Source organism: Streptomyces sp. NBC_00273, from assembly GCF_036178145.1.
GTDB lineage: Bacteria > Actinomycetota > Actinomycetes > Streptomycetales > Streptomycetaceae > Streptomyces.
The window spans coordinates 8,274,838-8,287,192 of sequence record NZ_CP108067.1; the positions used below are offsets into that span (position 1 = coordinate 8,274,838).

Sequence of the window (12,355 nt, forward strand, 5' to 3'; positions counted from 1 at the left end):
AGGATCTCCACTGTCGGGTCCGGCGGGTCCGGTGCGTCGGGCGGGTACGGCGGGACGTGGCGGTCGGTCAGAGCGCTCCGAGCTCGCCGACCGAGGTGACCCGGATGACGGCCCGGCCCTCCTCGTCGGAGGCGGCCAGGTCGACCTCGGCGCTGATGCCCCAGCCATGGTCCCCGTTGGGGTCCGCGAAGGTCTGGCGGACGCGCCACAGGCCGTGCGCCGGGTCCTCCTCGATCTGCAGGAGCTTCGGGCCGCGCGCGTCGGGTCCGGTGCCCAGGTCGTCGTATTCGTCCCAGTACCCGTCCAGGGCCTCGCCCCAGGCGTCCGCGTCCCAGCCGGACTCGGCGTCCAGCTCGCCCAGCACGTTGACGTGGTCGAGGGCGGCCAGCTCCACCCGGCGGAACATGGCGTTGCGGACCAGGACGCGGAAGGCGCGCGCGTTCGCGGTGACCGGCTTGACCTGGTCGGCCTTCTCCTGGGCCTGCTCCGCCGTCTCCACCTCCGGGTTCGCCAGCTGCTCCCACTCGTCCAGCAGGCTGGAGTCGACCTGGCGGACCAGCTCGCCGAGCCATTCGATCAGGTCCTGGAGGTCCTCCGACTTGAGGTCGTCGGGGATGGTGTGGTCCAGCGCCTTGAACGCGCTCGCCAGGTAGCGCAGCACGATGCCCTCGGTGCGGGCCAGCTCGTAGAAGGAGGTGAACTCGGTGAAGGTCATCGCGCGCTCGTACATGTCGCGGATGATCGACTTCGGGGAGACCGGGTGGTCGCGCACCCACGGGTGGCTCTTGGCGTACACGTCGTAGGCATGGGAGAGCAGCTCTTCGAGCGGCTTGGGATAGGTGACGTCCTGGAGCCGCTCCATCCGCTCCTCGTACTCGATCCCGTCGGCCTTCATCTGGCCGACCTGGATGCCGCGTTCCTTGTTCTGCTGGGCGGCCAGGATCTGCCGCGGGTCGTCCAGCGTGGACTCCACGACGGAGACCATGTCCAGCGCGTAGGAGGGGGACTCCGGGTCCAGCAGGTCGAAGGAGGCCAGGGCGAAGGTGGACAGCGGCTGGTTGAGCGCGAAGTCCTGCTGGAGGTCGACGGTGAGCCGGATCGTGCGGCCCTCCGCGTCCGGGGTGTCGAGCTTCTCGACGACACCGCCGTCCAGCAGCGAGCGGTAGATCGCGATGGCCCGGCGGATGTGCCGCAGCTGGGCCTTGCGCGGCTCGTGGTTGTCCTCCAGCAGGTGGCGCATCGCCTGGAAGGCGTCGCCCGGCCGGGCGATGACCGACAGCAGCATGATGTTGGTGACCTTGAAGCGCGAGGTGAGCGCCTCCGGGTCGGCGGCGATGAGCTTCTCGAACGTGGTGTCCGACCAGGCGACGAAGCCCTCGGGAGCCTTCTTGCGCACCACCTTGCGGCGCTTCTTCGGATCGTCGCCCGCCTTCGCGAGCGCCTTCTCGTTCTCGATGACGTGCTCGGGGGCCTGCGCGACCACATAGCCCGCGGTGTCGAAGCCGGCCCGGCCCGCGCGCCCCGCGATCTGGTGGAACTCCCGGGCGCGCAGGGTGCGGACCCGGTTGCCGTCGTACTTGGTGAGCGCGGTGAACAGCACCGTGCGGATCGGGACGTTGACGCCGACCCCGAGGGTGTCCGTGCCGCAGATCACCTTCAGCAGACCGGCCTGGGCGAGCTTCTCGACGAGACGGCGGTACTTGGGCAGCATGCCGGCGTGGTGCACACCGATGCCGTGCCGGACGTAGCGGGAGAGGTTCTGGCCGAACTTGGTGGTGAAGCGGAAGTTGCCGATGAGATCGGCGATCTTGTCCTTCTCCTCGCGCGTGCACATGTTGATGCTCATGAGCGACTGCGCCCGCTCGACCGCCTGGGCCTGGGTGAAGTGCACGATGTAGACGGGGGCCTGCCGGGTCTCCAGCAGCTCGGTGATCGTGTCGGTGATCGGGGTGGTGACGTACTCGTACGAGAGCGGGACGGGCCGGGTCGCGGAACGGACCACCGAGGTGGGCCGGCCGGTGCGCCGGGTCAGGTCCTCCTCGAACCGCTTCATGTCGCCGAGGGTCGCCGACATCAGGATGAACTGCGCCTGCGGCAGCTCCAGCAGCGGGATCTGCCAGGCCCAGCCGCGGTCCGGCTCGGCATAGAAGTGGAACTCGTCCATCACGACCTGGCCGATGTCGGCGTGCTTGCCGTCGCGCAGGGCGATCGAGGCCAGCACCTCGGCGGTGCAGCAGATCACCGGGGCGTCCGCGTTCACGGAAGCGTCGCCGGTCAGCATGCCGACGTTCTCCGTGCCGAAGAGCTTGCACAGGTCGAAGAACTTCTCCGACACCAGCGCCTTGATCGGGGCGGTGTAGAAGGTGACCTTGTCCTGGGCCAGGGCGGTGAAGTGCGCGCCGGCGGCGACCAGGCTCTTGCCGGAGCCGGTCGGGGTGGAAAGGATCACGTTCGCCCCGGAGACGACCTCGATCAGCGCCTCCTCCTGAGCCGGGTACAGGGTGATGCCCTGGTCCTCCGCCCACGAGGAGAAAGCCTCGAAGAGGGCGTCGGGGTCGGCGTTCGGCGGGAGCTGATCAATGAGGGTCACACCCCCCATCTTGCCTGGCTTCTCCCCGGATCAGGGAACCGGCGGACGGAATGAAGATCACCGACGGTACGCTGTGCCGTCGATGCGGCCCGAACGAAACAGTCGACCGGGCCCGACCACACACCAGCGGGGCGGGAAACGACCATGATGGGTCCGGCGCACTCACTGTCCGGGGCAGCGGCCTGGCTGGGGGTGGGCGCCGCCACCGCGGCCGCCGGGCACCCCATGCCCTGGCCCGTCCTCGTCGTCGGAGCGCTGATCTGCGCCGGGGCGGCCCTCGCCCCCGACCTCGATCACAAGTCCGCGACGATCTCGCGCGCTTTCGGCCCGCTCTCCAAAGGCGTGTGCGAGGTGGTCGACAAGATCTCCTACGCCGTCTACAAGGGCACCCGCTCCAAGAAGGACGCCCGTCGCACCGGGGGCCACCGCACCCTGACGCACACCTGGCTCTGGGCCGTCCTGATCGGCGGCGGGGCCTCCCTGCTCGCCGTCACCGCCGACCGCTGGGGTGTGCTCGCCCTGCTCTTCGTGCACCTGGTGCTCGCGGTCGAAGGTCTGCTGTGGCGGGCCGCCCGGATGTCCAGCGACGTCCTGGTCTGGCTGCTCGGCGCGACCAGCGCGTGGATCCTGGCCGGGGTGCTCGACCAGCCCGGCAACGGCGCGAACTGGCTGTTCGACGGAGCGGGTCAGGAGTACCTCTGGCTCGGCCTGCCGATCGTCCTCGGGGCCCTGGTCCACGACATCGGCGACGCACTCACCGTCTCCGGCTGCCCCGTCCTGTGGCCGCTGCCGATCGCCGGCAAGCGCTGGTACCCGATCGGCCCGCCGAAGGCGATGCGGTTCCGCGCCGGCAGCTGGGTGGAGCTGAAGGTCCTCATGCCGGTCTTCATCCTGCTGGGCGGCTTCGGCGGCGCCTCCGCCCTCGGCTTCATCTAGCGAATGTCACGTCGGGGGGTGGCCGAGAAGGGCCCACCGCCGCCCCGGGCCCGCTGAGGCCCCCTGTTCAGCTCCCTCCCCGGCGACCATGATGTGGGCCGACGAGCCGTCGGTGCCGTCGGCTCGCATCAGGACCCGGGGGGATCCATGCGCAGGAGAGGCAAGGGCATCCGTGCGACGTTGGCAGGCGCGGTGATCGCCTCGCTCACCGTCGTCCTGCCGGCCCAGACCGCCGCGGCGGAGCCCGGCGGAGCGCCGGACACGGGACCGCACTGCAAACCGTCCATCCGGATCCTGGAGTCATTGCCGGGGGAGGACCCGTACCCGAACCCGTGGCTGCACCGCACCCAGGTGAACGACATCGGCTCCGCCGGGCTGTCGGTCGGCGTCTCGCACGATCTGCCGGCGTACTGGATCGGCACCAAGGCGTTCGCCGTACCGCTGCCCCCCGGCACCACCGGCGGACAGGTGCAGGCCGTCAACCGGTCCGGCCTCATGGTCGGCACGCTGACCACACCGGTCTGGACCGACACCCTGGCCTTCAGCTATCGGCCGGGGGCGCGCAGCGTCACCCTGCTGCCGGGCGGGCACACCGCGAGCGACGTCAACGACCGGGGACACATCGTCGGTACCCGTTTCGACGACGACCCGGGAGTCACCACCGGCCTCGAATGGGCGGGCGGCAGGATCCACCGCAAACTCTTCGTGCCGCCCGGCTACCGGCTCGACTACGTGACCGGCATCAACAACGCCGGTCAGGTCATCGGTTCCGGCTTCGGGCCGTCCGACACCGATGACAACTCCCCCACCAGTCCCGGGCTGCTCTGGTCCGCCGGCGTGGACGCCAGGCCCATCGCCCTCAAGCCCCTCGGCAGCCTCGACCACCAGTACCGGCCGCAGGACATCGACGACTCGGGCCGGATCGTCGGCACCTACGTGTCCGTTCAGGAGCAGTGGCTCGACCGGCCCGCCGTCTGGGTCGCCCCCTACGGGCCGGCCAGCCACCCGCCCCGGCTGCCGATCGCTCACAACGGCACCCTCGAGGGCATCAGCCCGAGCACGAACGTCTCGGTCGGCATCGGCAGCCAATTCTTGTACCCCTGGCCGCCGCCGCAGGACAGCCCGCTGGTGCGGGCCCAGTACTGGACCGGTGAAGGCCCGATGCGGGCCCTTCCCGCACTCGCGCCGAACGCCTTCACCACCGCCTACACCGTCACCGACGACGACCGCGTCGGCGGTGCCGCCGAGGACGCCGGGGGCGACACCCACCCGGTCATCTGGACCTGCGCGCGCAAACAGGCCTTCATCCCCGCCGGCTGACCGGACGCAGGGCTCGGGCGGAGAGCGGGGACGGTGAAGGGCGGCGGGGTGGGAGCCGGTCCCACCCCGCCGCCCTTCACCCGGCGCCTCCCGGACACGGGCTCCCGGATCAGCCGTGCCAGGACCGCCACAACGCGGCGTACGCCCCGTCGGCCGCGACCAGCTCGTCGTGCGAGCCGAGTTCGCTGATCCGGCCGCCCTCGACCACCGCGATCACGTCCGCGTCGTGCGCGGTGTGCAGCCGGTGGGCGATGGCGATGACCGTGCGGCCGTCCAGTACCCGGGCCAGCGAGCGCTCCAAGTGCCGGGCCGCGCGCGGGTCCAACAGCGAGGTGGCCTCGTCCAGCACCAGCGTGTGCGGGTCGGCCAGCACCAGCCGGGCGAGCGCGATCTGCTGCGCCTGCGCCGGGGTCAGCGCCGTGCTGCCGGAACCGACCTCGGTGTCCAGGCCGGCCTCCAAGGCCCGCGCCCAGCCGTCGGCGTCCACCGCCGCCAGGGCCGACCACAACTCGGTGTCACCGGCGCCCGTCCGCGCGAGGAGGAGATTGTCCCGCAGCGTGCCCACGAACACGTGGTGCTCCTGGTTGACCAGGGCCACGTGCTCGCGCACCCGCTCCGCGGGCATCCGCGACAGCTGCGCCCCGCCGAGGGTGACCTCGCCGGTCCGGGGCGCGTAGATGCCCGCGAGCAGCCGTCCCAGGGTGGACTTGCCCGCCCCCGAGGGGCCGACCAGCGCCATCCGGGTGCCCGGCGGCACGGACATCGACACCTGGTGCAGGACGTCGACGCCCGCCCGGTAGCCGAAGTGGACCTCCTCGGCCCGCACGTCCCTGCCCTCGGGAGCCACCTTCGCGTCCCCCGCGTCCGGTTCGATCTCCCGTACACCCACCAGGCGGCCGAGCGAGACCTGGGCGACCTGCAACTCGTCGTACCAGCGCAGGATCAGACCGATCGGATCGACCAGCATCTGGGCGAGGAGCGCGCCCGTGGTCAGCTGCCCGACCGACATCCAGCCCCGCATCACGCAGAAGCCTCCGATCAGCAGCACCGATCCGAGGATCGTCACGAAGGTGACGTTGATGACGGGGAAGAGCACCATCCGCAGGAAGAGCGTGTACCGCTCCCACGCCACCCACTGCGAGATCCGCCGCTCCGACAGCGCGATCCGCTCCGGCCCGAGGCGGTGCGCCTCGACCGTACGGCCCGCGTCCACCGTCTCGGTGAGCACGGCAGAGACGGCCGCGTAGCCGGCCGCCTCCGAGCGGTACGCCGACGGCGCCCGCCGGAAGTACCAGCGGCAGCCGATCACGAGCACCGGCAGCGCCACCAGCGAGGCCAGCGCCAGCGGCGGTGCGGTCACCGCGAGCGCCCCGAACAGCAGCCCCGCCCACACCACACCGATGGCCAGCTGCGGCACGGCCTCGCGCATCGCGTTCGCGAGCCGGTCGATGTCGGTGGTGATCCGTGACAGCAGATCACCGGTACCGGCCCGCTCCAGCACGCCCGGCGGCAGACCCACCGACCGCACCAGGAAGTCCTCGCGCAGATCGGCCAGCATCTCCTCGCCGAGCATCGCCCCGCGCAGCCGGACCAGCCGGACGAAGAACGTCTGGACCGCCAGCGCCAGCGCGAACAGCAGTGCCACACGCCCCAGATGCAGCTCGCGCGCCCCCGCCGAGAGGTCGTCCACGATCCGACCCAGCAAGTACGGGCCGACCATGGAGGCGATCACCGCGGCCGCGTTGACGCCCACCAGCACCACGAAGGCCCGCCGGTGGCGCCGGAACAGGTCGCGCACATAGTCCCGTACGGTCGCCGACGTGCCCACGGGCAGGGTCGCGGCCGAGTCGGGGGCCGCCGGATCGTACTCTGGCGGCGCCACGCCGATCATGCGGATTCCTCGATCTCTGTGAGTGCTTCTGCCAGCTCTGTCAGTTCCAGCCCGCCGAGCCGCTGCTCCTCGTCGGTCTCGCGGGTGACGACCGCCCGGTAGCGCGGCTCGCGCTGCAGCAGCTCGCGATGGGTGCCGACGGCCGCCACCGTGCCCCCGTCGACGAGCACGACCCGGTCCGCGCGGTCCAGCAGCAGCGGCGAGGACGCCAGTACCACCGTGGTCCGCCCGGCGCGCAGGGCCGCGATCCCGTCCGCGATCCGCGCTTCGGTGTGCGAGTCGACCGCGGAGGTCGGCTCGTCGAGCACGAGCACCTCCGGGTCGGTGACCAGGGACCGGGCCAGGGCGAGCCGCTGGCGCTGGCCGCCCGACAGGGACCGGCCGCGTTCGGTGATCCGGGCGTCCATCGGGTCCTCGACCCCGTCCGGCGCCGACTGCAGCAGTGCGTCCAGGACGTCCGCGCACTGGGCCGCGCCCAGCGCCGCAGCGGACTCGACCGCCCCGGAGGCCGGTACGTCGAACAGCTCCCGCAGGGTCCCGGACAGCAGCACCGGATCCTTGTCCTGTACGAGGACCAGGGTGCGCGCGGTCTCCAGCCCGAGCTCGTCCAGCGCGACCCCGCCGAGGAGCACGGACGGCGCCCCGGCCCCGTCGGCCCCGGAATCGGCGCTGGAACCGGCCCCGGCGTCGGCCTCCGCGTCGGCCCCGGCCTGCGACACCGGGTCGCCGTCCATCGGATGGCCGCCCAGGCGTTCGGCGAGCCGCCCGGCGAGGTCCGGGTCCCCGCACACGACGGCCGTGAACCGCCCCGCGGGGGCCAGCAGCCCGGTCCGCGGGTCGTACAGGTCCCCGCCCGCGGCCGGTGCCGCCACCGGATCGGTGCGTGCGGGACGCTCGCCGGCGGCGTCCGTCCGGGTCAGTGACAGCACCCGGGCGGCCCGCTGGGCGGAGGGACGCGAGAAGGAGTACGCCATGGCGATCTCCTGGAAGTGCCGCAGCGGGTAGAGCAGGGTCGCGACCGCGCTGAACGCGGCGACCAGCTCGCCCACCGCGATGCGCCCGTCCGAGACGAGCGCGGCGCCGTACCAGACCACCACGATCATCAGCGCGCCCGGGAGCACCACCTGGATCGCGGAGATCAGCGCCCACATCCGGGCGCTGCGCACGGCTGCCTCGCGGACCTCCTGAGAGGCCTCGCGGTAGCGGCCGAGGAACAGCTCCTCACCGCCGATGCCGCGCAGCACGCGCAGGCCCGCGACGGTGTCGGAGGCCAGCTCGGTGGCCTTGCCCGCCTTCTCCCGCTGGACGTCGGCGCGCCGAGTGGCGCGCGGCAGCAGCGGCAGCGAGGCCAGGGCGATCAGCGGGACTCCGATGGCGACGACCACGCCGAGCTCGGGGGCGTAGAACAGCAGCCCGACGCAGACGAGGACGACGGAGAAGACGGCCGCGAGGAAGCGCGAGACCGCCTCGACGAACCATCCGATCTTCTCCACGTCGCCCGTGGACACCGCGACCACCTCACCCGCGGCGACCCGGCGGGTGAGGGCGGAGCCCAGCTCGGCCGTCTTGCGCGCCAGGAGCTGCTGCACCCGTGCCGCGGCGGTGATCCAGTTGGTGACGGCCGTGCTGTGGAGCATGGAATCGCCGACCGAGATGGCGATGCCGGTGACCAGGAGCAGCACGCCGACGAGCAGCAGCCCGTTCGGCTCGCGGTCGACGACCGCGTCGACGCCGAGGCCCACCGCGTACGGCAGTGCGGCGACGCCGGTGAAGTGCAGCATCCCCCAGCACAGGCTCTTGAGCTGTCCGCCGAGTTGACCACGCCCCAGCCACAGCAAGAACCGGGGGCCGGACCGAGCGTCGGGTACCCCTGGATCCGGATACGGAAGATCGCTGATCTGCATGACGCCCCATGACTGGTCGAGTGGTCCAAACCAAGCAAGGTTCGCCTTCAGGACTGACGCCGGGCAATCGATTTTCCGTGGGACGTACGCTGCTGCCAGCAGGTTTACGGCGGCGGGGGAGAACGTGGCGCCTGGTCAAGGGGGTTGCGCGCCCCGGCGCTCACGGGCGGGTGGCGTGCTCCAGTTCGAGCAGGGCCGAGTAGTAGGTCCGCCCCGTCGCCCGGTCCATGCCCACCTCGCACATCCGGTTCGCCGACAGGTGCGCGTCGAAGGCCCGCGCCGTCACCTCCGCCGCCTCGCGCGCCGTCGCCGAGGCCGTCAGTTCCGGGTACAGCATTCCCCGGTCGCCCGCGAAGGCGCAGCAGCCCGCGTCGTCGGGGACCACCACTTCTTCGGCGCACGCCTCGGCCACCGCCCGCAGCCGGTCCTCGTCGCCCAAGTGCCGCATCGAGCAGGTGGGGTGGAGCACGGCCGAGCCCACCCTGCGCCGGACCTCCAGACGCGGCAGCAGCTCCTCGGCGGCCCACACGATCGAGTCGAGGATCCGCAGCTCCGCGTGGAGGGCACGGTTCTCCGGCGTCAGGTAAGGGACCACCTCGCGCGCGATGCCCAGCGTGCAGGAGGAGGCGTCCACGACCAGCGGTAGCAGCCCGCCGGCCGTCCAGCCCCAGGCCGCCTCGACGATCCGGTTGGCCATCACCTCGGTGCCGGCCCGGTAGCCCTTGGAGTTCCAGATCGTCGCGCAACAGGTGCCGCCGACGTCGTCGGGGATCCAGACGGGCCGCCCGGCCCGCTCCGACACGGCCACGACCGCCTCGGGCAGGGAGGGGCCGGGCCGGCCCTCCGGGCCGCCGAAGATCCGGTTGACGCAGGCCGGGTAGTACACGGCCGTGGCGCCCACCCGCCGGGTCGGCGGCAGGTGACGGGCGGAGGCGCCGGGGAGCTGCGCCGACCACTGCGGAACCAGGTCCGGACGTACGGCCTTGCGCGCGGCCCCGGTGACCGCTTCCAGCAGCCGGTCGCCCACCCGGGAGGGGATCCGGTCGGCGGCGGCCACCGCGAGCCGGGCGGCGGACTCGGCGTCCCCGAACCGCCGGGCCGCCAGCGTGGCGGCGGCCTCCTCGAGCGGGCCGTGGCGGCGGTGGCGGAAGTCCTTCATCAGCGCCCCGGTGTCGATGCCGACCGGGCAGGCGAGCTTGCAGGTGGAGTCGACGGCGCAGGTGTCCACCGCGTCGTAGCCGTAGGAGGCGAGCAGTCCGTCCAACACGGGGGAGCCGGGCTGCTGGCGCAGCATCTCGCGGCGCAGCACGATGCGCTGGCGCGGAGTGGTCGTCAGGTCCTCGCTGGGGCAGGTCGGTTCGCAGAAGCCGCACTCGATGCACGCGTCGACCACTGCCTCCACCTGCGGAATGGTCTTCAGGCCGCGCAGGTGGGCCCGCGGGTCGCGGTCGAGGAGGATGCGCGGCGCGAGCACCCCCTCCGGGTCGACGAGGCGCTTGGTGCGCCACATCAGGGCCGCGGCCGCGGGGCCCCATTCCAGCTCCAGGAAGGGGGCCATGTTGCGGCCCGTGGAGTGCTCGGCCTTCAAGGAACCGTCGAACTGCTCCACGGTGAGCCGGCAGAAGGCCTCCATGAAGGCCCCGTACCGCTCGACGTCAGCGGGGTCGGCGGCGTCGAAGGCGAGCATGAAGTGCAGGTTGCCGTGGGCGGCGTGACCGGCGACGGCCGCGTCGAAACCGTGCTCCGCCTGGAGCGCGAGGAGCGCCTCGCAGGCTTCGGCCAGCCGGGACGGCGGCACCGCGAAGTCCTCGGTGATCAGGGTGGTGCCCCGGGCGCGGGCCCCGCCGACGGCGGTGACGAAGGCCTTGCGGGTCCGCCAGTAGCCGCCCACGGTCTTCGGGTCGTGGGTGAAGGCGTTGGTGATCGAAGCCGCCGGGGCGACGAGGTCGAGCCCGTCGAGGAGCCGGGCGGCCCGCTGCGCGCAGGCGTCCCGGCCGGCCTCGTCCGGTGCCCGGAACTCCACGAGCAGGGCCGTCGTCTCCCGAGGCAGGTCGGCCCAGTCGGCGGGCACGCCCGCGACGCTGACCGAGGCGCGCAGGGTGTTGCCGTCCATCAGCTCGACGGCGACTGCACCCGCCGCGTTGAAGAGGGGCACGGCCGCGGCCGCCGCGGGCAGCGAGGGGAAGAACAGCAGGGCGGAGCAGAGTTCGCGGTCCAGCGGGAGGGTGTCGAAGACGACCTCGGAGATGAAGCCGAGGGTGCCCTCCGAGCCGACCATGAGCCCCCGCAGGATCTCGACGGGGGTGGTGCCGTCCAGGTAGGCGTCGAGGCGGTAGCCGGTGGTGTTCTTGATCTCGTACTTGGCGCGGATCCGGGCGACCAGCGCGGGATCGGCCTCGATCTCCCGCTTGATCTCCATCAGTCCGAGGCACAGGGCCGGTTCGGCGCGGGACAGCTCCTCGTCGGCGAGCGGGTCGGCGGTGTCCACGACGGTGCCGCCCGGCAGGACGAAGGTGAGGGAGGAGAGCGTGCGGTAGGAGTTGCGGGTGGTGCCCGCCGTCATGCCGGACGCGTTGTTGGCGACGACCCCGCCGAGGGTGCAGGCGATGGCGCTGGCCGGGTCGGGGCCGAGGATCCGGCCGTGCCGGGCGAGGGCCGCGTTGGCCCGGGCCACGGTGGTGCCGGGCCGGATCCTGGCCCGCCGGCCCTCCTCCAGCACCTCGATCCCGGCCCAGTGGCGGCGTACGTCGACCAGGACGTCCTCCCCCTGGGCCTGGCCGTTCAGCGAGGTCCCGGCGGCGCGGAAGACGACCTCGCGCTGCCGGCCGTGGGCGTACGAGAGCACCGCGGAGACGTCGTCGATGTCCTCGGCGATCACCACGACCTGGGGTACGAAGCGGTAGGGGGAGGCGTCGGAGGCGTAGCGGACCAGGTCGGAGACCTTCCACAGCACCTTCTCGGGGCCGAGCAGCTGGGTCAGCTCGGTGCGCAGCGGCTCGGGCGTGCCGCCGGCCCGGTGCCCGGGGAGCCGGTCGGGGGCGGGACCGCTGATGCTGCGGGGGCGCAGGGCCCCCGGCTTCGGTTCCAGCAGCGGCATCTGCGACCCCTCGCGTCGTCGAGGCCCACGGGTGGCCTACTCAGCAGGTGCGCTCCGCCGGGGCGTCCGACAGGGCGTCCAGCAGACCGCCGAGCACCTCGCGCTGGTCGGCGGTCAACGGAGCCAGGATCTCCTCTGCCGCGTCGGTTCGCGCGTTGCGCAGTCGGCGCAGCGTGGCGCGGCCGGTGTCGGTGAGCTCGATCCGGATGACGCGGCGGTTCGCGGGGTCGGGCGCGCGCCGTACGCACTCGGCCGCCTCCAGGCCGTCCACGAGGGTGGTCACCGCGCGCGGCACGACTTCCAGGCGGGCGGCGAGATCCGCCATACGGGGTGCCTGCTCGCCCTCGTAGTGCGAGACGAGGCGCAGCAAACGACTCTGGGCGGGAGTGATGCCGAGCGGCACCATGTGGCGCTTCTGGATCCGGTGCAGCCTGCGCGTCAGGCGCAGGAGCTGTTCGGCGAGGAGGCGATCGGTGTCGGAGGCGGAGCTCATGCGGGAACAATATCAGGATGCCGTTCATTGTGAGCATAGGTAACAATGACCTATGCTCCAATGGCCCCGACTTCGCCGAAGGGGACATCGCGAGGACCTCGACCCTGACTCCTGACCCCGAGAG

At 72.2% G+C, this 12,355-nt stretch carries 7 protein-coding genes; 2 read left to right on the forward strand and 5 right to left on the reverse strand.

From position 1 onward, the window contains the following. Window positions 1–67 precede the first annotated feature (67 nt). Window positions 68–2,590, reverse strand: a complete 2,523-nt coding sequence (locus tag OG386_RS36980) for a DEAD/DEAH box helicase (RefSeq protein ID WP_328791722.1) — start codon at window positions 2,588–2,590, stop codon at window positions 68–70. Window positions 2,591–2,734: 144 nt separating this feature from the next. Here OG386_RS36980 and OG386_RS36985 point away from each other — a divergent pair, with 144 nt between their 5' ends. Beyond that, window positions 2,735–3,526 (forward strand): metal-dependent hydrolase, encoded by a 792-nt coding sequence (locus OG386_RS36985; RefSeq protein ID WP_189734282.1) that lies wholly within the window; start codon window positions 2,735–2,737, stop codon window positions 3,524–3,526. A 147-nt stretch (window positions 3,527–3,673) separates the two neighbouring features. Then, the gene (locus OG386_RS36990; RefSeq protein ID WP_328791723.1) at window positions 3,674–4,846 is read left to right on the forward strand and encodes a hypothetical protein; all 1,173 of its coding nucleotides are present in this window, start codon (window positions 3,674–3,676) and stop codon (window positions 4,844–4,846) included. A 109-nt stretch (window positions 4,847–4,955) separates the two neighbouring features. On the opposite strand, the gene OG386_RS36995 is transcribed toward OG386_RS36990, so the two are convergent. The 4 genes from OG386_RS36995 to OG386_RS37010 all read right to left on the reverse strand — a co-directional run bounded on the left by OG386_RS36995 (window position 4,956) and on the right by OG386_RS37010 (window position 12,231). Then, the gene (locus tag OG386_RS36995) at window positions 4,956–6,737 is read right to left on the reverse strand and encodes an ABC transporter ATP-binding protein (protein ID WP_328791724.1); all 1,782 of its coding nucleotides are present in this window, start codon (window positions 6,735–6,737) and stop codon (window positions 4,956–4,958) included. Further along, entirely contained in the window at window positions 6,734–8,641 is a 1,908-nt protein-coding gene (locus OG386_RS37000; protein WP_328791725.1) for an ABC transporter ATP-binding protein, read from the reverse strand. Before OG386_RS37000 ends, OG386_RS36995 begins: the two co-directional genes overlap by 4 nt. A gap of 160 nt (window positions 8,642–8,801) precedes the next feature. After that, on the reverse strand, window positions 8,802–11,738 hold the full coding sequence (locus OG386_RS37005; protein ID WP_328791726.1) for an FAD-binding and (Fe-S)-binding domain-containing protein: 2,937 nt from the start codon (window positions 11,736–11,738) through the stop codon (window positions 8,802–8,804). A gap of 40 nt (window positions 11,739–11,778) precedes the next feature. Then, entirely contained in the window at window positions 11,779–12,231 is a 453-nt protein-coding gene (locus OG386_RS37010) for a MarR family winged helix-turn-helix transcriptional regulator (protein ID WP_328791727.1), read from the reverse strand. Between the last annotated feature and the right edge of the window lie 124 nt (window positions 12,232–12,355).

Bases quoted from the DNA above. Each gene is read 5' to 3' on its own strand.
- OG386_RS36985 (WP_189734282.1), top strand. From the start codon at position 2,735: ATGATGGGTCCGGCGCACTCACTGTCCGGGGCAGCGGCCTGGCTGGGG.
- OG386_RS36990 (WP_328791723.1), top strand. From the start codon at position 3,674: ATGCGCAGGAGAGGCAAGGGCATCCGTGCGACGTTGGCAGGCGCGGTG.
- OG386_RS36995 (WP_328791724.1), bottom strand. From the start codon at position 6,737: ATGATCGGCGTGGCGCCGCCAGAGTACGATCCGGCGGCCCCCGACTCG.
- OG386_RS37000 (WP_328791725.1), bottom strand. From the start codon at position 8,641: ATGCAGATCAGCGATCTTCCGTATCCGGATCCAGGGGTACCCGACGCT.
- OG386_RS37005 (WP_328791726.1), bottom strand. From the start codon at position 11,738: ATGCCGCTGCTGGAACCGAAGCCGGGGGCCCTGCGCCCCCGCAGCATC.
- OG386_RS37010 (WP_328791727.1), bottom strand. From the start codon at position 12,231: ATGAGCTCCGCCTCCGACACCGATCGCCTCCTCGCCGAACAGCTCCTG.